15 protein-coding genes and 2 tRNA genes are annotated in these 23,599 nt (G+C 63.8%); 13 read left to right on the top strand and 4 right to left on the bottom strand.

Annotated elements, in window-relative coordinates; all coding sequences use genetic code 11:
* Nucleotides 1-899: cysteine synthase A (locus tag HY852_RS00790; protein ID WP_291601716.1), on the bottom strand; the 899-nt coding region annotated here is incomplete at its 3' end.
* A gap of 687 nt (nucleotides 900-1,586) precedes the next feature.
* Between HY852_RS00790 and HY852_RS00785 the strand changes: the two genes are divergently transcribed.
* The 6 genes from HY852_RS00785 to HY852_RS00760 all read left to right on the top strand — a co-directional run bounded on the left by HY852_RS00785 (nucleotide 1,587) and on the right by HY852_RS00760 (nucleotide 11,554).
* A complete protein-coding gene (locus HY852_RS00785) occupies nucleotides 1,587-2,972 on the top strand; it encodes an efflux transporter outer membrane subunit (protein WP_291601719.1) in 1,386 nt (461 codons plus the stop codon).
* Nucleotides 2,962-4,365, top strand: a complete 1,404-nt coding sequence (locus tag HY852_RS00780; protein WP_291601714.1) for an efflux RND transporter periplasmic adaptor subunit — start codon at nucleotides 2,962-2,964, stop codon at nucleotides 4,363-4,365. Before HY852_RS00785 ends, HY852_RS00780 begins: the two co-directional genes overlap by 11 nt.
* A 39-nt stretch (nucleotides 4,366-4,404) precedes the next feature.
* Entirely contained in the window at nucleotides 4,405-7,539 is a 3,135-nt protein-coding gene (locus HY852_RS00775) for an efflux RND transporter permease subunit (RefSeq protein ID WP_291601712.1), read from the top strand.
* The gene (locus tag HY852_RS00770) at nucleotides 7,539-10,643 is read left to right on the top strand and encodes an efflux RND transporter permease subunit (RefSeq protein ID WP_291601710.1); all 3,105 of its coding nucleotides are present in this window, start codon (nucleotides 7,539-7,541) and stop codon (nucleotides 10,641-10,643) included. Before HY852_RS00775 ends, HY852_RS00770 begins: the two co-directional genes overlap by 1 nt.
* A 46-nt stretch (nucleotides 10,644-10,689) precedes the next feature.
* Complete coding sequence (locus HY852_RS00765; protein WP_291601707.1) at nucleotides 10,690-11,427, top strand: tRNA-uridine aminocarboxypropyltransferase; 738 nt, start codon at nucleotides 10,690-10,692, stop codon at nucleotides 11,425-11,427.
* A 53-nt stretch (nucleotides 11,428-11,480) separates the two neighbouring features.
* Nucleotides 11,481-11,554: transfer RNA gene (locus HY852_RS00760), tRNA-Cys, on the top strand.
* Nucleotides 11,555-11,707: 153 nt separating this feature from the next.
* On the opposite strand, the gene HY852_RS00755 is transcribed toward HY852_RS00760, so the two are convergent.
* Complete coding sequence (locus HY852_RS00755) at nucleotides 11,708-11,887, bottom strand: hypothetical protein (protein ID WP_291601706.1); 180 nt, start codon at nucleotides 11,885-11,887, stop codon at nucleotides 11,708-11,710.
* Between the two features lie 239 nt (nucleotides 11,888-12,126).
* Between HY852_RS00755 and HY852_RS00750 the strand changes: the two genes are divergently transcribed.
* Nucleotides 12,127-12,381: a hypothetical protein gene (locus HY852_RS00750; protein WP_291601704.1), complete on the top strand. Its 255-nt coding sequence runs from the start codon at nucleotides 12,127-12,129 to the stop codon at nucleotides 12,379-12,381.
* A 127-nt stretch (nucleotides 12,382-12,508) separates the two neighbouring features.
* Here the strand turns inward: HY852_RS00750 and HY852_RS00745 are convergent, their stop codons facing one another.
* Nucleotides 12,509-14,740 carry a right-handed parallel beta-helix repeat-containing protein gene (locus HY852_RS00745; RefSeq protein ID WP_291601702.1) on the bottom strand — a complete coding sequence of 744 codons (2,232 nt, stop codon included), beginning with the start codon at nucleotides 14,738-14,740 and terminating at the stop codon, nucleotides 12,509-12,511.
* A 766-nt stretch (nucleotides 14,741-15,506) separates the two neighbouring features.
* On the opposite strand from HY852_RS00745, the gene HY852_RS00740 reads away from it, so the two are divergent.
* From HY852_RS00740 to HY852_RS00720, 5 genes are all read left to right on the top strand, one after another.
* Nucleotides 15,507-15,581: transfer RNA gene (locus HY852_RS00740), tRNA-Asn, on the top strand.
* A gap of 212 nt (nucleotides 15,582-15,793) precedes the next feature.
* Nucleotides 15,794-16,456 (top strand): protein-L-isoaspartate O-methyltransferase, encoded by a 663-nt coding sequence (locus HY852_RS00735; protein WP_291601700.1) that lies wholly within the window; start codon nucleotides 15,794-15,796, stop codon nucleotides 16,454-16,456.
* Between the two features lie 200 nt (nucleotides 16,457-16,656).
* Complete coding sequence (locus HY852_RS00730; protein ID WP_291601698.1) at nucleotides 16,657-18,063, top strand: TolC family outer membrane protein; 1,407 nt, start codon at nucleotides 16,657-16,659, stop codon at nucleotides 18,061-18,063.
* A 311-nt stretch (nucleotides 18,064-18,374) separates the two neighbouring features.
* Nucleotides 18,375-19,199 carry a PopZ family protein gene (locus HY852_RS00725; RefSeq protein WP_291601696.1) on the top strand — a complete coding sequence of 275 codons (825 nt, stop codon included), beginning with the start codon at nucleotides 18,375-18,377 and terminating at the stop codon, nucleotides 19,197-19,199.
* Between the two features lie 132 nt (nucleotides 19,200-19,331).
* Nucleotides 19,332-22,199: a valine--tRNA ligase gene (locus HY852_RS00720; protein WP_291601694.1), complete on the top strand. Its 2,868-nt coding sequence runs from the start codon at nucleotides 19,332-19,334 to the stop codon at nucleotides 22,197-22,199.
* 89 nt (nucleotides 22,200-22,288) lie between these two features.
* Here HY852_RS00720 and HY852_RS00715 read toward each other — a convergent pair whose 3' ends face one another.
* Entirely contained in the window at nucleotides 22,289-22,891 is a 603-nt protein-coding gene (locus HY852_RS00715; protein ID WP_291601692.1) for a DNA-3-methyladenine glycosylase, read from the bottom strand.
* A 130-nt stretch (nucleotides 22,892-23,021) separates the two neighbouring features.
* Here HY852_RS00715 and HY852_RS00710 point away from each other — a divergent pair.
* On the top strand, nucleotides 23,022-23,599 hold a 578-nt coding region (locus HY852_RS00710; protein WP_291601690.1), incomplete at its 3' end, for a lipoyl synthase.

Below are 23,599 nucleotides of genomic sequence, written 5' to 3'. Positions count from 1 at the left end.
GTCTTGCCGGGGCCAAGCTCTTTGGCCAATCGGATCGCGCCGGCGACGTTGATCCCGGACGAGCCGCCGAGACACAGGCCCTCGTGCTGGAGCAACTCGTAGATCAGCGGCACGGCTTCCTCGTCGGGGATGAGAAAGGCGTCATCCACCCTGGCCTGCTTGATGACGGGAGTGACGCGACCAAGGCCGATCCCTTCCGTGATCGAGCCACCCAGCGTGGCCTTGGCCTCGCCGTGCTTGAACAGTTCGTACATCGCGGCCCCGCGCGGATCCGCGCAGCCGATCACGATGTCCTTGTTCTTCTCCTTCAGGAACGAGCTCGCGCCGGCCAGGGTGCCACCGGTGCCTACCGAACAGATGAAGCCGTCGATCCTGCCGCCGGTTTGCTGCCAGATCTCGGGGCCGGTGGATTCGTAATGCGCCTTTGGATTGTCGAGATTATTCCACTGGTCGGCGAACAGGACGCCGTTCGGTTCGCTCTTGCGAAGCTGGTCCGCAAGCCGTTTGCCGACATGCTGATAGTTGTTCGGATTCGAGTAAGGCAGGGCGGGCACCTCGACCAGCTCGGCGCCGCATAGCCGCAGCATGTCCTTCTTTTCCTGGCTCTGGGTTTCCGGAATCACGATCAGCGTACGGTAACCGCGTGCGCCGGCGACGACGGCAAGGCCGATTCCGGTGTTGCCGGCGGTCGCCTCCACCACGAGACCGCCGGGTTTGAGGTCGCCGCGCCTCTCCGCTTCCAGGATCATCCATTTGCCCGCGCGATCCTTCACGGATTGGCCGGGATTCATGAATTCAGCCTTGCCCAGGATGGTGCAGCCGGTCTGCTCGGAAGCCTGCTTCAACTTGATCAGCGGCGTATTGCCGATTGCTTCGACGACGTCGTTTCTGATGGTCATGACGGGGCTTGCCGTGTCGTTTCCCAAATTTACCGTCGACCCTAATGGAGCTGCGTAGTGCGTACAAGCGGACTGCTTCATCGCTGCTTTGCGAAGACGACCCGTTCGACCACTACGCGGATCCGTTGACTGTTCAACAGTCGATTGCCGGAACCGGTGATCGAGACATCGGGCAAGACTCAGCTCTGCCAGGTCGCCTGCAAGTTATTGCTCCGAAACGGGTGCGGATTGGCATGAGCTTGCCCCAAGGCACTCAGGCGCGAACGCCACATGCCACGCAGTGCGGTTAAAGGCGCAGAAATCACATGAAATCTTGGTAAGCTTTCAACGCGCATCGAAGCGGTGCGAATCACGAAAAACCCTGCAAATTGGGGATAACGCGCCAAATTTGTCTGTGCACCAAGGCTTGGAATGGCCGGTGGAGGCTGCGCTGCCGGGACTGTCCGCCCTGTTGCGCCGGGGCTAGTATGGCGCTCAGGTTCCGGAAAGCATCGCCGCTGTGAACGTCTCGCAAATAGCTTCCACGCCGATCCGTCGCAAAACGGCTATTCCGCCCGCGCAACCGAGGCTCGGCGTCGTGCCCGTCGGGGGGCGGATGTGAGACACAGTTGCCCGGCCGTCGCCATCGGGCGACCATTTGCCGCTCCAGGCTTGCCCCGGGCAGCGCGGTGGCTTGCAGCGGCGTGTATGGCCTTTTCATCCGCTGGTTGCGTGTTGACGCAGGATCTGCCGGATCCGGCTCTCGATGTTCCTCCCACCTACAAATATGCCGGCAAGCCCGATGCGCCGCCGGCGCTGGACTGGTGGCGCGGTTTCGGGTCCCCCGAGCTCACGCAGCTCATGGAAGAGGCGCAGCGCGTCAATCTGGACATCGCTGCCGCTGTGGCGCGCATGTTCCAGGCAGACGCCCAGGCGCGGCAGGCGGGCGCAGCGCTGCTGCCAAGTCTTTCCGGCACGGGATCCGAGACCTACTCCCGGACCTCCGGCTCCAGCTCCAGCGGCCTCAGCACCGGCGGCCGCGAAGTCGTCAACTACTCCGCTTCGCTTAGCGCGAGCTACCAGCTGGATTTCTGGGGACAGCACCGCGACGCCCTGCAGGCTGCGGAAGAGACTGCGATCGCCAATCGCTTCGATCGGGACGTCGTCGCGCTCACCACTCTCGCCAGCGTCGCCAATGCCTACTTCCAGGTACTGGCCTCGCAGGATCGTATTCGCACCGCCGAGCGCAACATCGCCAGCGCCCAGCGCATTCTCGACGCGATCAAGGAACGTCGCCAGGCAGGCACCGGCACTGATCTTGACGTCGCACAACAGGAAAGCGTGCTCGCCAACCAGAAGGCGTCAGTACCGCCGCTGCGGCAGACGCTCGACCAGAACAGGAATGCATTGGCGACTCTCGTATCGCGCCCGCCGGAAAGCGTTCGTATCGGCGGTGGCTCGCTCAACCGCGTCGCAATTCCGCGCGTCACGCCGGGGCTGCCGTCCGAACTGCTGACGCAGCGCCCCGATATCAGGCGCCAGGAAGCCCAGCTGGCGTCCGCCACCGCCAATATCGGCAACGCACGCGCGCAGTTCTTCCCGAACATTCAGTTGACGGGGCAGGGCGGCTATCAGAGCTCGGCGCTGACGGCACTGTTCCAGCCGCATGCGGCCTTCTTCAGCCTGGTCGGCAGTGCCATGCAGCCGATCTTCGATGGCGGCCGGATCCTCGGCAATTTTGAGTATGCCAAGGCGCGGCAGGACGAGTTGCTGCAGGGCTACCGCAAGACGATCGTCCAGGCCTTTGCCGACGTCGACAACGCGCTCTATTCGGTCAAGCAGACCACAATCAGACTGCAGCTTCAGCGTCAGGTCGTCGCAGCATCGCGCCGGGCCTTCGAACTCGCCGAGCAGCAGCTAAGGGCCGGCACTGCCGATATCGTGACTGTGCTAAATACGCAGCTGACGTTATTTCAGGCCGAGGATGCGCTCTGGCAGGCGCAGCTGGCGCGGCTGCTTGCGATCGTCAGCCTGTACCAGGCGCTGGGTGGCGGCTGGGAGCCGAGGATGGAGAGACCGGTCAATGCTCTTTAAGCCGGACAAGGAAACCGCAAAGGTTGCGGAGGATCGCCTCACGGCGGTCGCCTCGCGCGCCCGCCGCCGTACGGTTTCCATCCTCGTGACACTCGTGATCCTGGGCGGGCTTGCCTACCTCGGCTGGTCTGCGATGCAGCAGAAGCAGGCGAGCAACCGCAATGCGCGCCCCGACCTTCCGGTGCCGGTACTCGCGGCGATTCCTCGTATCGAGGACGTGCCGGTCTATCTCGACGGCGTCGGCTCGATCCGCGCGCTGAACACCGTCACCGTGCGCTCGCAGGTCGACGGCAAGCTGATTACGGTCAATTTTGTCGAAGGTCAGGACGTCAAGAAGGGCGATGTAGTCGCCGAGATCGACCCGGCGATCTACCAGGCGCAATACGACCAGGCCGTGGCCAAGAAGGCGCAGGACGAAGCGCAACTGGCCAATCAGCGCCTCGACCTGGCGAGGTACGAACAGCTCGCCGCCTCCAATGCCGGCTCCAAGCAGCAGGCGGACACGCAGCGCGCGCTGGTGGCGCAGACGCAAGCGTTGATCAAGGCCGACCAGGCGGCCATCGACAATGCAGCGACGATGTTGAGCTACACCAAGATCGTGGCGCCGATCTCGGGCCGCGCCGGGCTGCGCCAGGTCGACCAGGGCAATATCGTCCATGCCTCGGACAGCACAGGGCTCGTCGTCATCACGCAGTTGCAGCCGATCGCGGTGTGGTTCAGCCTGCCGCAGCAGCAGATCATGCGCGTCAATGCCGCCGTCGCCCACGGACCGCTGACGGTTGACGTGTTCGGCAATGACGGAGTCTCGGTGATCGATACCGGCAAGTTGACCGGCATCGACAACCAGGTTGATCCGACCACGGGCACCCTCAAGCTGAAGGCCGAATTCCCCAACGCCAGGTACCAGCTTTGGCCGGGCCAGTTCGTCAACGTCCGGCTGAAGGTGGAAACACTGGCCAAAGCGCTGGTGGTACCGACCTCCGCGGTGCAACGGGGACCGGTCGGCACCTTCAGCTACGTGATCGGCGAAGGCGACATCGTCACGGCAAAGCCGGTCACGGTCACGCAGCAGAACGAGTACGATGCCGTCATCGCGAACGGACTTTCTCCGACCGATCGCGTGGTTACCACCGGGTTTGCCAACCTCTCTGACGGCGCGAAGGTGATTGTCGGCAGGGACGACCAGACGCCGTCCGCGGATCTTGCGCCCCGCAAGCGCACAAGGTCGCCGCTGGCCAAGGACGGTCAGGCCAAAGACGGCCAGGGGAAGGACCCGCAAGGTAACGGCGAGCGCCCTGCCAAGCGTCAGGCAGGGGAGGGCGATCAGAAGGGGCAGACCGGGCCGGCACGAGGGGCGGAGCAGTCGGGCAGTGGAGCGAAATCGCAGCCATGATCCCGAACGCTAACCCTTGAGCTCGGAAGGCGCGCTGGCATGGGCGTCTCCGAACCATTCATCCGCAGGCCAATCGCGACCTCGCTGCTCGGCTTCGCGCTGCTGATCGGCGGCGCGCTCGGCTACTTCTCGCTGCCGGTCTCGGCGCTGCCACAGGTCGACTTTCCGACGGTGCAGGTGACGACGCAATTGCCCGGCGCGAGCCCGGACGTGATTGCTTCCCTGATCACCGCGCCGCTCGAGCGCCAGCTTGGCCAGATACCATCGCTGACCTCGATAAATTCAACGAGCTCCTTTGGCGTCAGCCACGTCTCGTTGCAGTTCGATTTGAACCGCGACATTGACGGCGCCACCCAGGACGTGCAGGCAGCGATCAATGCCGCGGCGGGGGTGTTGCCGAAAAACCTGCCGTATCCGCCGACCTACGCCAAGGTGAATCCCGCCGATGCGCCGGTGATGACGCTGGCGCTGCGCTCCGAGACCATCTCGCTGCGCGCGATGAGCGACATTGCCGACACGATCCTGGCGCAACGGCTGAGCCAGCTTTCCGGCGTGGGCCGTGTCTCGGTCCTTGGCGGCCTGAAGCCGGCGGTACGGATCCAGGCGGATCTGGCCCGTCTTGCAGCTTATGGCATCGGCATGGAGGATCTGCGCACCGCGATTGCCGGCGCCAACGTCTCCGGTCCCAAGGGGTCGCTCGATGGCGCGCAGCAATCCTACATCATCGCCGCGAACGACCAGATCGCCGTCGCCGACGCCTACAAGCCGATCATCATCGCCTACCGCAATGGCGCGCCCGTGACGATCGGCGACGTCGCGCAGATCGTTGACGGACTGGAGAACGATCGCACCGGCGGCTGGTACCAAGGCACGCCGGCGGTGATCGTCGATATCCAGCGGCAGCCCGGCGCCAATGTGATCGACGTCGTCCGTCTGATCCGTGATGAAATTCCCAAGGTGCAGCGCGCGATACCGGCCGGCGTGAACCTGACGGTGGTGTCCGACCGCACAGTCACCATCAAAGCGTCGGTGCGAGACGTGCAGTTCACGCTGATCCTGAGCGTGGTGCTGGTGACCCTGGTGGTGCTGTTGTTCCTGCGCTCGCTGCGCGCCACGTTGATCGCCGGCGTCGCGCTGCCGCTGTCGCTGATCACCAGCTTCGGCATCATGTACTTTGCCGGGTTCAGCCTCGACAATTTGTCGCTGATGGCGCTGACGATAGGCACCGGGTTTGTCGTCGACGATGCCATCGTCATGATCGAGAACATCGTCCGTCACATGGAGAATGGCGAGACGGCGATGCAGGCCTCCCTCCGTGGCGCGAGCGAGATCGGCTTTACCGTGATTTCGCTGACGCTGTCGCTGATTGCGGTGTTCATCCCGCTCCTGTTCATGTCGGGCCTGGTCGGCCGCATGTTCCGCGAATTCGCGATGACGCTCACGATCGCGGTGGTGACCTCGGCGGTGGTGTCGCTGACCCTGACGCCGATGATGTGCTCGCGGCTCCTGAAGCATGTTGGCGAGGAGCGGATCGTACCCGGGCTCGCCGTCGCGAGCCGGTTCATCGACCGCATGGTCGAGTTCTACCATCGGTCGCTGTTGTGGGTGCTGGAGAGGCAGCGCGCGACGCTTCTGGTCACTTTCGCCACACTTGTCGCAACACTCATTCTCTACGTGATCGCTCCGAAGGGTTTCCTGCCGTTGCAGGACACGGGTTCGATCACGGCGGTGACGGAAGCCGACCCCGACGTGTCGTTTGCGGAGATGCAGAAGCGGCAGACGGCAGCCGCCGACGCGATCAGGGCCGACCCCGACGTGATCGGTGTTGTCTCGGTGATCGGGGCGGGCTCGGTCAATCCGACGACCAATGTCGGCCGCCTGGTGATGACCTTGAAGCCGCGCGGCGAGCGGCGGGACGACGTCGGCGTGGTGGCGGCACGACTGAAGCAGCGCGTAGCCTCGATCCCGGGAATGACCATCTACTTCCAGCCGGTGCAGGACGTGCAGATTTCCACCCAGTCCAGCCGCTCGCAATATCAGTATACGCTGACCGGCACGGATGCCGCGCTGGTGTCGGAATGGGCCAGGAAACTCGTGGCCGAAATGCGCCGCGAACCGTTGTTCCGCGACGTTTCGTCGGAAGCCCAGGAGGGCGGATTGCGGGCGCAGCTCGACGTCGACCGCCAGCGCGCCGGTCAGCTCGGCGTCAGTCTGCAGGCGGTCACCGACACGCTGAACGACTCCTTTGCGCAGCGGCAGATCTCGACGATCTACGGGCAGGCGAACCAGTACCGGGTGGTACTGGAGGCTCTGCCGATGTACCAGCGCGACCCGTCGATCCTGTCCAAGCTCTATCTGCCCGGCGTTGCCGGCGCGCAGGTGCCGCTGTCGGCAGTGGCGACGTTGAAGCGCACCACCGCGCCGCTCGCGATCTCGCACCAGGCGCAGTTTCCGGCCAATTCGCTCAGCTTCAACCTGGCGCCGGGAGCGTCGCTTGGCGAGGCAGTCGATGCCGTCAAGGCGATCGAGGCGCGCATCGGCATGCCCGGCAGCATCATTGGCGTCTACGCCGGCGATGCGGCGGAGTTCTCACGTTCGCTAGCCGGACAACCCTGGCTGATCCTGGCGGCGATCATCACGATCTACATCGTGCTCGGCGTGCTGTATGAGAGCTTCATCCACCCGGTCACCATCCTGTCGACGCTGCCGTCGGCCGGCGTCGGCGCGATACTCGCCCTGATGCTGTTCGGGCAGGATCTCTCCGTGATCGGCCTGATCGGCATCATCCTGCTGATGGGCATCGTGAAGAAGAACGCGATCATGATGATCGATTTCGCGCTCGATGCCGAACGGGAGCAGGGCCTGCCGCCCAGGGAAGCGATCGTGCAGGCATGCCTGCTCCGCTTCCGTCCAATCATGATGACGACGCTGGCGGCGCTGTTTGGCGCGCTGCCCTTGGCGGTGGAGAGCGGCACGGGCTCCGAACTGCGTTTCCCGCTGGGCATCTCGATTATCGGCGGCCTGCTGCTGAGCCAGCTGCTCACGCTCTATACCACCCCCGTGATCTATCTCGCCCTCGATCGGATCAACCGGCGGCTCGAGCGCGCGCTACCGCCGCCGGCCCCTGAGAGTCCGCCGCCGCCCGTCGCCGGCGCTGCCGAGGGGATGCAGTGATGTTCTCGATCTCGGAGCCGTTCATCCGCCGACCCGTCGGTACGACGCTGCTCTCGATCGGGCTGTTTCTGCTGGGGATCGTGGCCTACAGGTTCCTGCCGGTGGCGGCGCTCCCGAACGTCGATTTTCCCACGATCTTTGTCTACGCCAGCCGCCCTGGCGCCGATCCCTCCGTGATGGCGGCGACGGTGGCAGCGCCGCTGGAGCGGCGGCTCGGCGAGATCGCCGGTGTCAACCAGATCACCTCCACGAGTTCGCTCGGCCTCACCAGCGTGCTGTTGCAGTTCGACATCGGCCGCAACATCGACCGTGCGGCGCGCGACGTTCAGGCTGCGATCACCGCTTCTCTTGCCGACCTGCCGACGGATCTGCCGATGCTGCCGCGCTTCGGCAAGGCGAATACCGCTGGAGCTCCTGTCTACGTTCTGGCGCTTACCTCCAGGACGCTCTCGACCGCCGCGATCTATGACGTCGCAGATACCGTCCTGCTGCAGCGCATTGCCCAGGTGCCGGGCGTGGGGGACGTGACGGTGAGCGGCGCCGACCAGCCGGCAGTCCGCGTCGCGCTCAATCCGGTGGCGCTCGCCAATGCCGGGATCGCCACCGACGACGTGCGCACCGCCATCATCAACGCCAATCCGCTCGGCCCAGTCGGCATTTTCAACGGCGAGCGACAGAGCGAGACGCTCGCGCTCAACCCGCAGATGCGGACCGCGCAGGAGTTTCGCGATATCCTGATCAAGAACTCGAACGGCAATTTCGTGCGGCTTTCGGACGTCGCGCAAATCGAGGATTCCGTCCGCAATGTCCGCTCGGTCGCCTGGTTCAACAAGCAGCCGGCGGTTCTGATCCAGATCCGAAAGCAGGGCGATGCCAACGTCATCGAAACCGTCGACCGGGTGAAAGCGCTGATCCCGGAGCTCAAGAAATGGATCCCGGCCGGTGTCGAGATTTCGACCCTGGTCGATCGCACCGGTACGATCCGTGCCAGCGTCCAGGACATGCAGTGGACGCTGCTCGCAACCGCAGCCCTGGTCATGGTCGTGGTCTTCGCGTTCCTGCGCCGGGTCACGCCGACCATTGCCGCGGGCATCTCGGTGCCACTGGCACTCGCCGGCACGTGCGCCGGCATGTGGGTCGCCGGCTTCTCCATCGACAATCTGTCGCTGATGGCGCTTGCGATCTCCGTCGGATTCGTGGTCGACGACGCGATCGTCATGATCGAGAACATGTTCCGCAATCTGGAGCGTGGCATGCCGCCGATGCGGGCGGCGCAGGAGGGCGCGCGACAGATCGGTTTCACGGTCCTGGCGATCAGCCTGTCGCTGGTCGCGGCTTTCACGCCGCTGATCTTCATGGACGGCATCGTCGGCCGCCTCCTGCGCGAGTTCTCGCTGACCCTGACCTTCGCGATCGTGGTGTCGACGCTGGTTTCGCTCACCGTCACTCCGATGATCTGCGCTCGGTACGTCCGGCAGACGACGTCGAGGACCGCAACGCTTTTTGATCGCGTGGTCGAGGGATCGCTCTCGCGCCTGGTCGCCTTCTACGCGCGGACGCTGCGCGCGGCCCTCGAGTTTCCGCTTCTGGCGATGCTCGTCTTCTTCGCCACCATCGCGCTGACGGTAACGCTCTACATCAAGGTCCCGAAGGGGTATTTCCCGACCGACGATTCCGGTTTCGTCATCGGAGCCACCCGCGCATCCGCGGATATTTCGTTTCAATCCATGCTGGGATTGCAGCAGCAGCTCGCCGACATCGTGATGGCGGATCCGGCGGTGGCAGGCGTTGGCTCCGCCGTGGGAGGCGGCGGCGGGCCGGGCGGCGTGGGCTCCAACCGGGGCACGATGTTCATCAGCCTGAAGCCCCCGGCGGAGCGCGACTATGTCTCGACGCAGTCCGTGATAGACCGGCTGCGCCGCAACCTCTACCGCGTCGCCGGCATCCGCCTGTTCATGTTCGCGGCGCAGGACGTGCGCGCCGGCGCCCGCCAGAGCGATTCCGACTATCAGTACACGCTCACGAGCACGGACGTGAGGCTGCTGCAGACTTGGGCGCCGATCGTGGCGAAGCGAATGGAATCGGTCGAGGGCATCACCGACATTTCCAGCGACCGCGATCCCGGCGGCCTGCAGCTTAGCCTCACGATCGACCGGCAGGCCGCCTCAAGGCTCGGCGTCCGGGTGCAGGATATCGACAATGCACTCAACAATGCGTTCGCCCAACGGCAGATCTCGACGATCTACACCCAACGCAATCAGTACAAGATCGTGCTCGAGATCGACCCGAAATTCCAGGTCGACCCGTCCAACCTTGATCGCATCCATGTGGATGGCGCCAATAACGTGCAGGTGCCGCTATCGGCCGTGGTGCGCGCCCAGCGCGGCGTCGCGGCGCTTTCGGTGTTTCATTCGCGATCCTTCCCCTCGACCACCGTCTCGTTCAATCTGTTGCCCGACGTGCCATTGGAGGTTGCGACCGCCAATATCCAGCGCGCCGTCGACGAACTGCATATGCCCGAAGGCATTCGCGGCAGCTTCGAGGGCAATGCCGGCGATTTTGCCAGGACCAGTGGACGGCAGCCGCTGCTGATCCTTGCCGCGTTGGCCGCCATGTATATCGTGTTAGGGGTGCTCTATGAGAGCCTCGCCCATCCCCTGACGATCATCTCGACGCTGCCCTCGGCCGGCCTGGGCGCGTTGCTGGCGTTGCAGGTCACCAATACGCCGCTGACGGTGATCGCCTTCGTCGGCATCATTCTCTTGATCGGCATCGTCAAGAAGAACGGAATCATGATGGTCGACTTCGCGCTCGATGCCGAACGCCATCGCGGCTTGTCGTCCGCGGAAGCGATCTACGAGGCATGCCTGGTCCGCTTTCGCCCCATCCTCATGACCACCATGGCGGCGCTGTTCGCCGGCATTCCCCTGGTGATAGCGACCGGCCCGGGCACCGAGCTGCGGCGGCCGCTGGGTATCACCATCATCGGCGGGCTGTTCGTCTCGCAGATCCTCACTCTCTACACGACGCCGGTGATCTATCTGCTCATCGACCGCCTGAGGCGGCGATCCGAACCGGCGCCGCTGGACGTGCCGGCGGAGTAGCCTCTCGTTTGTTGAAGGGGTGGGCGGGCAGGCGTATAGGCAGCGAATGTCGAACTTTCCAGACGGCGTTGCAGCGGCGGCAGAGCCTGTTGCGGAATGCCCGCGCTGCCTCAAGGCGCTGCCGCTCTGCATCTGCGACAGTGTGACGCCGATCAATACCCGCATCGCGGTTCTGATCCTGCAGCATCCGCAGGAGCAGGACAGGGCGCTCGGCACCGCGCGGTTGACGGCGCTGCATTTCAAGGATGCGACGGTCAAGATCGGATTGTCATGGCCGAGCCTTGCCAAGGCCCTTGGACGGCCGGTGTCCGATCCTTCGCGCTGGGCGGTGCTCTATCTTGGCTCGGCACGGGCAGGCGACCGCGACGTCGATGGCGAGATCATCGCGCTCAACCGCAAAGGGCAGGTCGCCGATAACCAGCGCGCCATTCTCGGCTCCATCGAGGGCGTCGTGCTGCTTGATGGAACCTGGAGCCAGGCCAAGGCGCTGTGGTGGCGCAATCCCTGGATGCTCAAGTGCCAGCGCGTGATCCTGAATCCGGCCCGTCCATCGCGTTACGGGCGGCTGCGTCGGGAACCCAGGGGCGACAGCCTGTCGACGCTGGAGGCGGCGGCCTTGGTGCTGGCGAACCTGCAAAAGCGTCCCGATATCGCTGCCACCCTCCATGAGAGCTTCGAGCGGATGCTGGCCCGCTATCGGGAGGTCCAGGCGGCCATGCCTGAACTGGCCCCGCGGCCGAAAAGCCGTGGAAGTCGGGATTATCGTCGCCGCAAGCGGGGCTGAGTACGCTGTCGGTTGCCTATAAGGGGGAGGGCGTATATGAGAGCGCCCAGTGGGGCCACGTGGCGGAGTGGTTACGCAGCGGTCTGCAAAACCGTTTACTCCGGTTCAATTCCGGACGTGGCCTCCAATCTCTGACCTTCTCCACCACGGGCTGGACAGCCAGCAAATCGTCAGATCAGCAGAGGTTGCGGCGCTATACCGTTCGGCAGTGGGCGAGTTTACGCGTGCTGGATCAGGTGCTTAGCGGCCGCTCTTCGTGTTTGCGGGAGATGTGTGGCGATTAGCAGGCTGCGAACCAGCCGTCGGGGAAGGGCACCAGCGGCCAGTTCGGCCCGTTGTCGTTGGCTGCCGAGGGCACTCCGAAAGACATCCACGCACGCGGCACGAACTCTTCCTCCGGCTCCATCGTCATAGCCGTGCGGACCTCTTCCAGCAGCAGGTTGAATTCGGCTTCGCTCATCGCGCTCTCCCCTTCCGGAGCGAGGCAACTTCGCAAAGCAGGTTTGTTTCCTAATTGCGCGAATCGTTCGAATTTTATCGATCCGGCAATCGCAGCTCGTATGGTTAGCGATCTCCTAAATTCGCGCGTGTCCGCGGAACGCCCAGCGTGACCGGGCTCACATTCTCGCCGATTGATCTACCGTACTTTGATGGCGAGGCCGATGCGGCCGGCGCCGAGCGCAGAGAGGAGACTCCGCCATGAAGGCGAGGTTCTTGCGGTTTGCGAGCCTAAAGAGCCGTGCGCGTCGGGCCTCGACCGTCGGATTGTTCCTCAGCCTGTTTGCAGCGGGTTCCGCTCACGCGCAGGGAACGCCCGAGCAGCGCAAAGCGTGCACGCCCGACGTCTACCGCCTTTGCGCCGGCGAGATCCCCAACGCACGCGCGATCACCGCCTGCCTGCGCCGGCAAAAGGCCAGCCTCAGCGACGCATGCCGCGCCGTTTTCGAGCAATAGCAATAGGGCTGTTGCAGAGGTCCTGGGGATCTCCGCTCTGTGGATTTGTGCGCGGCAACCGCTTGGTCCGGATCGAAGATCTGCTCCGACCCGGCCTGTGGAAATGCTGCGGATAAGTGTAGTCCCGCTATGGCTTCGCAGAAGGTGTCGGGTTGTGGACCGATTTGGCCGGATATTTCGAACCCTTAACCGTCAGCGTACTTCCATCGAGATTGTAGATGCTGGCTCCGGCCAGAGCCGTGTTCCCGGAGAATTTGCATTGATTGACGGAAACGACGGTGGCCTCCAATTGCGAGGCGCGGCTGATTTCATAAATGGCGCCGCCCTGATGGCGGGCACCGTTTCGCATGAACTGCGTGCCGTCGAATTCCACGTGAGAGCCGTAGTCCTCGTAGGCTGCCCCGCCGTCCTGCGAGGCCACGTTGCCGTTGAATGAGGACCGTTGATAGGTTGACTTTGTGCCTTCGCGATCGACCACGGCGCCGCCATAGATTGCCCGGTTGTTTTCGAACGTCGTGTTGGAGATCGACAGAGCCGCTTTACCGAATGCGTAGATTGCTCCGCCTTCCAACGCCGTGTTCTGTTCAAAGCGGCAGTTCTGGATGGTCATCGCAAAACCCACCGCATTGTCGTGGGGCAGGAAGGTCTTTCCAGCGTGGTAGGCGAGCAGCCCTCCACCCTTGCCGTTGTAGGTGAATCCAGTGGCGCTGCCATCACGTAGCGTCAGTCCGTCCAGCACGACGTTATTGGCACCATAGAGAACATGCGGATATCGATAGCCGCCGCCAGCCGCCTTCGCGCTCAAGATGGTCTGATTTCCGGAACTGGGACGCTGCTCCAATGCGGCCTCCGTTCCGGCAAAGCCTCCATACAGCTTGACGTCGTCGTACAGAATGAACGCCGCGATCCTGTCCTGCTTTTTGGCCGGACGGTACGTCCCGGCCTTGACCCAGACCGCAGACTTTGAGACCGACGCCAGTTCAATGGCCGCCTGCAAATCGGTCAGCGCGGTAGCCCAGGAAAGGCCATCCTTGATCTTGGCGGAAGAGGTAGGCGCCACGTAAAGCACGGTCGTGGAGACAGCCTTGCGGGCAACGCTGGGGCGGGTGTACTCGCCGCGATATTTGATCGCTCCGTCGTTCTTGGCGTAGATCTGGACCAGCTTGTCGACCAGGCGGTTCTTCAACAGGACTGAACCGTCCAGGCCGGCCCGATAGCCCCGTCCATACGCAGGCACGGACTTCAGGTCACCTGGCTGCAATTGCCCTTTCAGGTCGCTGATGGCCAGGAATTGACCCAACGGGACTGTCTGGTTGCGGGGGACGGAGGAGCCGACTTCCGAGACAACGTCCTCGTGCCAGTTGTAGATATTGTCGACTACGCTGTTGATCAGGACCGGATTGCTGTTGGCGCCGGTGCCTTGATAGAGGCCTGGCCCCAAACCGCTGCTCGCTTTATTGCCTTTGATGGTCACGTTGACCAGCAGCGGAGCGGAGCCGCCGTCATTGCCGATTGCTCCGGCACTGACCGCCGAATTTCCGATGAACTGACAATTGAGGAGCTGGGGGGACGCCGCGAAATCGTTGTAGAGGCCGCCGCCCTTGTCCATGCTCTTGTTGCCGATGAAGCGGCAGTTGATGAAGCGCGGCATCGCGCCGAGATCGTTGCTCACCGCGCCGCCGCGAACCTGCGCGACGTTGTCGATGAAGTCGACGTTGACGAACGTCGCCTGATCCGCGCCGGCCTTGTGCACGTTGTAAACCGCGCCGCCCTTGGGTGAAAAGTTGTTCTTGAAAACGCAGTTGCGGACGATGGGACTGGTCATGAAGTTGCGCATCCCCCCGCCCACGACCATGTCGTTCTTGAGAATGTCGGCGGGCACGAGGTGCATGCGCGGCTGGTCCGTCCCGTAGGCATCGGAGATCGTGAATCCGTCCAGGATTGCCCGGTCCGCTCCCATGACAATGGTCCTGGTGTTCTTAGTCTTGTCGCCCTTGCCGATGCTGCCGCTTAAAATCGTGACGTTCTTTCGAAAATCTCGCTGATCGAGCTTGGTCTCGCGACCGGAGAAGCCGCCGTAAACGGCCACGTCTTCCTTGAGAACGAACGACTTGGCTACGTCGCTTGCATGCGGGTAGTAGGTCCCGCTCGCCACCCAGATCTCATCGCCCTTGGTGGCTGCGGACAATGCAACCTGCAACGACTGGAATGCCGTCTTCCAGCCGAGTCCATCACCGCTCGTTTGGCTGGTTTGATTAACGTACCAGATCTTCCCTTGGATTGGCGCCGCCTGGGTGATGCCGTGGGAAGTGGTGATTGCGGCAAACGTTGCGAATAGGATCGCGAACAGATTCTTCATGGCTGCTGCCCCTTTGCCGCGACATAAGGAGATTCGAACAAGCTCCACAACGTGGCGTCGCCGTTCTTTATTACTATCACTCTTCGAATTGCTGGGGCTCGCGCACTGCGGTCATGCGATCTTTGACCGGCAAGGTCGAGAGGTGAGCCGGTCGTGCGGATCGCGTCATCATAGGATCTTGCAGACGCCGTTGCTCCTGGCGCCAACGATCTCGCGTGAGAAGTCTCTTGGGGGCTGGATGAGCGAACGCGGCAACGGCGGTGAGCGAGCGCTTGCCGCGATGCATCATTGCGATACTGCCTGAAACGCAAGCGCGTCGGGAAAGTCGTTGTTAAGTTTTGGCGCGCATCGTGCTTGAGTCGCGATGGGGTAGGGCCAACGCGATTCGACGAGGCGCTCCTATGCGAGCTGCTGGTATTATAATCTTATTTGCGGTGACGATGTGCGCGTGCACGCCGGAGTCGTCCGAAGTCACGGGTTCGACCAATTCCTGTCCGGCTCGACTTGGCTCCTTTAATCCCAAGGACATGAACCAGTGCGTGAATGCCTGTCTGACCTGCGACAAGGGCACAATGGTCACATGCTCGATGTCGTGCAACCTTAAGGGTGCCAAGTAGTCGGCAGGCGAAGTTCCCTTTGCGTGGACGCCCGCCTGCCGAGCGATCCCGGCCCCCCGGCGGGTCAGCCGCGGGCCGGGTGATTTCGTCCTATGCAAGCGCGGAAGGCTTTGTTATACGCAGCCCCGCGCGAACACGGTTCGCCTTTTTCCTCGGTAGCTCAGCGGTAGAGCATCCGACTGTTAATCGGATGGTCGCTGGTTCGAATCCAGCCCGGGGAGCCAATTTCCTCTTCTCCATAGCTTCCTTGTGGTTGATCCGCGAGCCTCTGACCGGCTTCGCAACGAATGCGTTGACGGTCCAAGCCTGCTTACGCCTGCCGGTGCCTCCGCTTTTTTCCGGGCAATCGTCGTGTTGCGTTTTGCCGGCGCTTGTACCAAAAGAGCGCCGAACTTCCTTCCGCGGGTTTGGCCCGCATTTTTTCCAGGGTCCGCAGATGTCCGGTTTTTCGACCGCGCGCCAGAAAATGGTCGATGGTCAGGTGCGCACCAATGACGTCACCGACCGCAGGATTCTCGATGCCATGTTGTCGGTTCCGCGTGAGGCGTTCGCCCCAGCGAGCCGGCAAGCCTTGGCCTATCTCGACCTCGATCTCGATGTCGGAGCGGACGGGGCCAGGCGGTTCCTGATCAAGCCGGCCCTCACGGCCAAGATGCTGCAGGCGGCCGAGATCACCGAAACCGACAACGTCCTCGTCGTTGGCTGTGCGACCGGGTACATCGCGGCCCTGGCCGCGAAGCTTGCCGGCAGGGTAACCGCCACGGAGCCCGATTCGGCTCTGGTTGCGAAGGCCAACGAGACCTTGGCCGGACTGGGGCTCGGTAACGTGACCTGCAAGGCCGCAGCGTGCCCCGATGGCGATCCGGCCGGCGCACCCTATGACGCGATTATCCTGAATGGGGCGACCGAGATCACGCCGGAAGGTCTCCTCGGGCAGCTCAGGGAGGGCGGACGGCTGGTCGGGGTCTTCGCGGGAACCGTGCCGCAGCGAGCCGTCATTGTGACCCGGTCCCATGGCGAGTTCGGACACCGGACCCTGTTTGACGCTGCCGCTCCGGTCCTGCCGGGCCTGGAACGCGCTCCAGCCTTCGTTTTTTGACGGGATTCGGCCGTTAAGGTCCCGTTCTGAATCGGGAGTGTGGCAGAGAAGCTGCACGTTGAGAGTTTCCTCGGGAATTTGGTCTAGAGGTGGTTCCGTAGTGCTTAGCCGCGGAATATGTTGTGCAGGGGTCCTGACTCGAAAAACAGTGTACCGGTTCACGCGCTCGAGCCGGCGGCAAGAATGAACGGAATTCTGGGATGCATGGGGTGAAGCTCTTCACCGGAGCAGCGATTTCGGTTCTCCTGATGGCACTTGCCGGCCCGGCGCCTGTCCTTGCGGACACGATCGAGGCAGCGCTGGTGCGCGCCTATCAGAACAACCCGCAAATGAACGCGCAGCGCGCCGCGGTGCGGGCGACTGACGAAAACGTCCCGCAGGCACTGTCCGGCTACCGGCCGAAAGTCGCGCTCACCGCAAGTGTCGGCTACCAGTACACGGACACGCTCGGCACACAGGGCGGCAACGCGAACACGCTGGTCAGAACCCAGATCAACGGCGCGAACGCGCCGCGCAGCGCAGGAATGACGGTCTCGCAGACGCTGTTCAACGGGAACCAGACCGCCAACCGCACGCGCGCCGCCGAGAGCCAGGTTTCCGGCGCGCGGGAGGCGCTCCGCGTCCTCGAGCAGAGCGTGCTGCTCTCCGCTGCGACCATCTACATGGACTATCTGCGCGATTCGGCAGCCGTCGAGGTGCAGAGGAGCAACGTGCGCGTCCTCGAGCAGACGCTGAAGCAGACTCGCGATCGTTTCAACGTGGGCGAGGTGACGCGCACCGACGTCGCCCAGTCGGAAGCGCAGCTCGCCGCGGGCAAGACTCAGGAGCAGGCCGCCGAATCGCAGTTGGTGACGACGAGGGCGAACTTCCGCCGCATCATCGGCAACGAACCCGGAAGTCTGTCTCCGGGCGCGCCGGTCGACCGGTTTCTGCCGAGGACGTTGGCTTCGGCCGTCGAGTTGGGCCTGATCGAGAATCCCAACGTCACGGCGGCGATGTACGGCATCGACATCAACTTCCTGCAGGTCAAGATCGCCGAGGGCGCGCTGCTGCCGACCATCACGCTGCAGGCATCGGTGCAACAGTCGTATGAACAGACTCTGATCCAATACCGATCCTTTGGTGCCTCTGCCATCGCTCAGGCCTCTGTGCCGCTCTACCAGGGCGGTGCGGAATATTCGCTGATCCGTCAGTCCAAGGAAAACCTGGCGCAGCAGCGGCTCAACCTCGAAACGACACGCGATCAGACCCGCGCCAGCGTGGTGCAGGCGTGGGGTCAGCTGGTTGCGACGAAGGCGCAGGTGCAGTCGGCGCAGGCGCAGGTGCAGGCCTCGGAAATCGCGCTGAACGGCGTGCGCGAAGAGGCCAAGGCCGGCCAGCGCACCACGCTCGATGTGCTGAATGCGCAGCAGGCGCTCGTCAATGCTCGCATCAACCTCGTGAACGCGCAGCATGATCGCGTGGTCGCGTCTTATTCCGTGCTCAGCGCGGTGGGCCGCCTGTCGCCTCAGGTGCTCGGGCTGCCGACTACCACCTACGATGCGAGCGTGCATTATCATCAGGTTCGCGACAGCTGGTTCGGCATGCGTACGCCTGACGGGCGTTAAGCCAGCGTCATCCGCATCGTCGGCTTCGCAGTATGGCGAGGTCGGAAGGTGCGTTGCTTGCAAATTCAAGAGCATGACGTAGCCTTCCCTGAAGTGGCAGGTCGATTCGCGCTGCGTGATGCGTCCCGTCTGCAATGCTCGTTCTCGCGATCAGGGCAGGGGCTGAGCAGCGAGTCGCACCGGTGCTTGAATTGGGGACAAGTCCGGCTTGCGCACCGAAAATGCCGGACGGCTCGTCGGCAAACCGGCCAATCCCGTCGCGCTTTGGTGTAGAACGACGCATGCGAGGGCGTTGACATGTGGAGTCGGAAATGACGCAGCCTGCAAAGGTGCAAGAACCCTCCATGGAGGAGATTCTGGCCTCGATCCGGCGCATCATTGCCGATGATGAGGCCAAACCGCCGATCGCGGAAAAGGCGCCGCCGCCAGCAGCCAAGCCGCCCGTCATTAGCGACATTCCGCCGTCGAAGATCGCGCCGTCCAAACCGGTCGTGGAGAAGGCTGCGACGCCACCTCCTGCCGCACCCAGGCCCGCACCGAAACCAGCACCGGCACCAGCACCCGCACCAGCGCCCGCAGTGGCGTCCGCTGCGGGCAACAGCCAGGACGACATCGATGCGTTGCTGGCCGGTCTCGACCATGCGACCTCGCCGGAGGAGGTCCGCGCCGCCGAGCCCGAGCCGGAGCCCGAGCCCGAGCCGGAGCCGGAAGTTCTGGAATTGACCGACGAGATGGCGGTGCCGGAGCCGCCCCCGCCGCAGACTCCGCCCCCGCCGCAGACTCCGCCCCCGCCGCAGCCCAGTTTCCGGAGAGTTGAGCCGCGGGACGATCTCGAATTCACCGAAGCGCCGCCGCCGCGTCCCGTGCCTCGCACGCCGGTGTTCGAACAACCGTCGTTCGATGCGCCGCCGCCACCGCCGCAGCAGGCGATCCTGTCGAGTTCGACCGTTTCGGCGGTCGAATCCGCATTCAACACGCTGGCTCATACCGTGCTCAGCAACAATGCGCGGACGCTGGAGGATCTGGTTAAGGAAATGCTCCGTCCGATGTTGAAGTCGTGGCTGGACGACAATCTGCCGGGCCTGGTCGAGAGGATCGTGAAGGCGGAAATCGAGCGGGTTTCGCGCGGGAGGTAGCGCCGCCGGCGCGGATGGGCCCTGATTCAGCCTCCGTTTCCGACTTAAGTTGACGATCGATCGGCCCTGCCTGAATTCGGGCGTTACTTGGCTGGTTGACTCGGACCGCTGCGGCGGCTTTCTAGCTCCCCCATGATCGAGAAAAATTACCAGCCCGCCGACATTGAAGCTCCCATGTCCCTGGTTTGGGAGGACAGCCGCGCGTTCAAGGCCGGGCGTCCCGACCGGCGCGACGCGCAGCCCTTTACCATTGTGATCCCGCCGCCGAACGTGACGGGTTCCCTTCACATGGGCCATGCGCTCAACAACACCTTGCAGGACATTCTCTGCCGCTTCGAGCGCATGCGCGGCCGCGATGTGTTGTGGCAACCGGGTACAGATCATGCCGGCATCGCCACTCAGATGGTGGTCGAGCGCCAACTCATGGAGCGCCAGCAGCCCGGCCGGCGGGAAATGGGACGCGAGAAGTTCCTCCAACGGGTCTGGCGGTGGAAGGCCGAGAGCGGTGACACGATCATCAATCAGTTGAAGCGCCTTGGCGCTTCCTGCGACTGGTCGCGCGAGCGCTTCACCATGGACGAGGGGTTGTCGCGGGCGGTCGTCAAGGTGTTCGTCGAACTGCACCGCCAGGGCCTCATCTACAAAGACAAGCGGCTGGTGAACTGGGATCCGAAGCTGCTGACCGCGGTCTCCGATCTCGAAGTGCAGCAGGTCGAGGTCAAGGGCAGCCTCTGGTATTTGCGCTATCCGATCGAAGGCAGGACCTTCAGCCCCGATGATCCGACAAGCTTCATCGTCGTTGCGACCACCCGTCCCGAGACCATGCTCGGCGACACCGGCGTTGCCGTGCACCCCGAGGACGAGCGCTACCGCGACCTCGTCGGCAAGAAGGTGATCCTGCCGCTGGTCGGCCGCAAGATTTCGATCGTTGCCGACGAATACTCCGATCCCGAGAAGGGCTCGGGCGCGGTGAAGGTCACGCCGGCGCACGACTTCAACGACTTCGAGGTCGGCAAGCGCCACGGCCTCGGGCAGATCAGCGTGCTCGATCAGGAAGGCAAGCTCTCCCTCGTCGCCAATGAGGATTATCTGCGCGGTCTGCCGGAAGGCGCGCTGATGTTTGCGGAAGAGTTCGACGGCACCGACCGCTTCGCCGCGCGCAAGCAGATTGTCGCGCGCCTCGAAGATTTCGGCTTCCTCGATCGCATCGAGCCGCACACCCACGTGGTGCCGCATGGTGACCGCTCCGGCGTCGTGATCGAGCCATTCCTGACCGATCAGTGGTATGTCGATGCCAAGACGCTGGCGCAGCCGGCGATCGCGGCCGTCCGCTCCGGACGGACCACTTTCGTCCCCAGGAACTGGGAGAAGACCTATTTCGATTGGATGGAGAACATCCAGCCCTGGTGCATTTCCCGCCAGCTGTGGTGGGGTCACCAGATTCCGGCCTGGTACGGGCCCGACGGCAAGGCGTTCGTCGCCGAGACCGAGGAGGAAGCCGTCGGCAACGCACTCGCCTACTACGTCGAGCAGGAGGTCATCACGCCGGAGCAGGGGCGCGAGATGGCGCTCGACCGCAACAAGCGCGCCGGCTTCATTACGCGCGACGAGGACGTGCTCGATACCTGGTTCTCTTCCGCGCTGTGGCCGTTCTCGACCCTCGGCTGGCCCGACGATACGCCCGAAGTTCAGCGCTATTACCCCACCGACGTGCTGGTGACGGGTTTCGACATCATCTTTTTCTGGGTCGCCAGGATGATGATGATGGGCCTGCACTTCATGAAGGAAGTGCCGTTCTCGACGGTCTACATCCACGCCCTCGTGCGCGACGAGAAGGGGGCCAAGATGTCGAAGTCGAAAGGCAACGTCATCGACCCCTTGCAGCTGATCGACGAGTACGGCGCCGACGCGCTGCGCTTCACTCTCGCCGCCATGGCCGCCCAGGGCCGCGACATCAAGCTCGCCGCAAGCCGCGTCGAGGGTTATCGCAACTTCGCGACCAAGTTGTGGAACGCCTGCCGTTTCGCCGAGATGAACGCCTGCGCCAAGCCGGCCGACTTCGATCCTGCCAGCACGAAGGATACGCTCAACCGCTGGATCGCGCATGAAACCGCGAACGCCTCGCGCCTGGTAACGGAAGCGCTGGAGGCCTATCGGTTCAATGACGCGGCGAATGCGATGTACCGCTTCGTCTGGAACGTCTATTGCGACTGGTATCTGGAACTCGCCAAGCCGATGCTGCTCGGCGAAGACGGGCCGGCCAAGACCGAGACACGCGCCACCATCGCCTGGGCGCGCGACGAAATCCTGAAGTTGTTGCATCCCTTCATGCCGTTCATCACCGAGGCGCTCTGGAAGACGACGGCGGAGCGCGAAGGTCTTCTTGCGTTGGCGCCCTGGCCGCTCCAGCCAAAGGAGCTGACAACCGAGCAGTTGGTCATGATCTCGGCCGCCGTCCCGAACGATCCGCTCATGCCGCCCATCCTGCCGGTGTTCAATGCGACCGTGTTCGCGGATGCCGAGGCTGAGGCCGAGATCGGCTGGGTGGTCGATCTCGTCACCGCGATCCGCTCCGTGCGGGCCGAGATGAACATAGCGCCCGCAACGCTCACCGCGCTGGCGTTGGTGGGTGCGTCGGACGAGACGAAGGCCCGTGCGCCGCGCTGGACCGACGTCATCAAGCGCATGGCGCGCCTGTCGGACATTTCCTTCGCTGATCGCGCGCCCGACGGGGCCGTGCAGCTTCTGGTGCGCGGCGAGGTCGCGGCTCTGCCGCTGAAGGGCGTGATCGATCTGGCCGCGGAACGGACGCGGCTGGAGAAGGAAATCGCCAAGGCTGAGGCCGACATCAAGCGCGTGGACGGCAAGCTGGCGAACGAGAAGTTCGTCGCCAATGCGCCGGAAGAAGTCGTCGAGGAAGAGCGCGAGAAGCGCGAGGCGGCGGTTGAGCGCAAGACCAAGCTTCTGGAAGCGCTGGAGCGCCTGAAGAAGCTCGCCTGATGGGGCCGTCATTCCGGGGCGGCCCGCAGGGCCGAACCCGGAATCTCGAGATTCCGGGTCTGGTCCTTCGGACCATCCCGGAATGACAGTCAAACGGGAAACGGCTTGCTGAGGAATTTCGAGCCTTTCAGGCCGTAGCGCCACGGCAGCTCGACGGCCTTGGTGATGCCGATCCGCACGCCTGCGACGACCTCGACCGGACCAGTGCGTGCGTGCAGTGAGAACGGCTCCCGGTCGAGCGGCAGTCCGTTGTGCGCAACAGCGACGCCGATTGCCTCGGTCAATTTGCCTGGACCCGAACACAGCGCGTGCACATCGTTCAGATGGCGCCGTCGCCGCATGGTCGCGATGCCATGCGTCGGCTCGAGCGCGCGGATCAGGATGGCGCTCGCCGAGCCTTCCTCCTCGCACACGAAATTGACGCACCAGTGGATGCCGTAGGAGCGGTAGACGTAGGCAAAGCCGGGAGGGCCGAACATCACCCGGTTGCGCGACGTCGGCCCGCGGAAAGAATGCGCTGCGGGGTCGGTATGGTGATAGGCTTCGACTTCCACGATGATGCCGCCGACGCCGTTGACCAGCAGGGTAGCGCCGATCAGGTCGGGCGCGACGTCGTGAACGCTGCGGGCGAAGAAGGCGCGCCTCAGCGGCTTGCCGAGGGCAGGCCTGACCGGCTTCGAAGCTGGAGCCATTTGAGGTGAGAATCGGTTGATCGCTGAGCGGGACGCGGCCGAACTCTGCCATTTTCCCTGAGCCGGGGCGAGCCGGGTTGCGGGCATGGCCGATACGGACTAGGTAAGGCTTCACCAGCCCGGAAATCCCATGGTCGTCGTTGTCGATACCGTTTCGCCGAACCCCCTGCGCCCGCGTCACCCGGAAAAGGTGAACCGGCCGGACGCGGCTTCGCCGCCGAAACCGGCGTGGATCCGCGTGAAGGCGCCGAGCACGCGTGGGTATGCCGACACACGCCATATCGTGAAGGAAAACGGTCTCGTCACCGTGTGCGAGGAGGCGGGCTGCCCGAACATCGGCGAGTGCTGGGACAAGAAGCACGCCACCTTCATGATCATGGGCGACACCTGCACGCGCGCCTGTTCGTTCTGCAACGTCAAGACCGGCCTGCCCAATGCGCTCGATGCGTCCGAGCCGGAATACGTCGCCGAAGCCACCGCCAAGCTCGGGCTGACCCACGTCGTGGTGACCTCGGTCGACCGCGACGATCTTGCCGACGGGGGCGCCGAGCACTTTGCCAGGACGATCCGCGCCATCCGCGCGCGCTGTCCCGCTACCTCGATCGAGGTTCTCACCCCCGACTTCCTGCGCAAGGACGGCGCGCTCGAGGTCGTCGTGGCGGCCAAGCCCGACGTCTTCAACCACAATCTGGAAACCGTGCCCTCGCG

The sequence above is a fragment of the Bradyrhizobium sp. genome, from assembly GCF_016213215.1.
GTDB lineage: Bacteria > Pseudomonadota > Alphaproteobacteria > Rhizobiales > Xanthobacteraceae > Bradyrhizobium.
Note: the sequence above shows the minus strand (reverse complement) of the source record. Positions and strands in the feature narration are given on the sequence as shown.

Coding starts and splice junctions, on each gene's coding strand:
- HY852_RS00780 (WP_291601714.1), top strand. CDS start 2,962: ATGCTCTTTAAGCCGGACAAGGAAACCGCAAAGGTTGCGGAGGATCGC.
- HY852_RS00745 (WP_291601702.1), bottom strand. CDS start 14,740: ATGAAGAATCTGTTCGCGATCCTATTCGCAACGTTTGCCGCAATCACC.
- HY852_RS00720 (WP_291601694.1), top strand. CDS start 19,332: ATGATCGAGAAAAATTACCAGCCCGCCGACATTGAAGCTCCCATGTCC.
- HY852_RS00715 (WP_291601692.1), bottom strand. CDS start 22,891: ATGGCTCCAGCTTCGAAGCCGGTCAGGCCTGCCCTCGGCAAGCCGCTG.
- HY852_RS00735 (WP_291601700.1), top strand. CDS start 15,794: ATGTCCGGTTTTTCGACCGCGCGCCAGAAAATGGTCGATGGTCAGGTG.
- HY852_RS00730 (WP_291601698.1), top strand. CDS start 16,657: ATGCATGGGGTGAAGCTCTTCACCGGAGCAGCGATTTCGGTTCTCCTG.
- HY852_RS00750 (WP_291601704.1), top strand. CDS start 12,127: ATGAAGGCGAGGTTCTTGCGGTTTGCGAGCCTAAAGAGCCGTGCGCGT.
- HY852_RS00765 (WP_291601707.1), top strand. CDS start 10,690: ATGTCGAACTTTCCAGACGGCGTTGCAGCGGCGGCAGAGCCTGTTGCG.
- HY852_RS00785 (WP_291601719.1), top strand. CDS start 1,587: ATGGCCTTTTCATCCGCTGGTTGCGTGTTGACGCAGGATCTGCCGGAT.
- HY852_RS00770 (WP_291601710.1), top strand. CDS start 7,539: ATGTTCTCGATCTCGGAGCCGTTCATCCGCCGACCCGTCGGTACGACG.
- HY852_RS00725 (WP_291601696.1), top strand. CDS start 18,375: ATGACGCAGCCTGCAAAGGTGCAAGAACCCTCCATGGAGGAGATTCTG.
- HY852_RS00775 (WP_291601712.1), top strand. CDS start 4,405: ATGGGCGTCTCCGAACCATTCATCCGCAGGCCAATCGCGACCTCGCTG.
- HY852_RS00755 (WP_291601706.1), bottom strand. CDS start 11,887: ATGAGCGAAGCCGAATTCAACCTGCTGCTGGAAGAGGTCCGCACGGCT.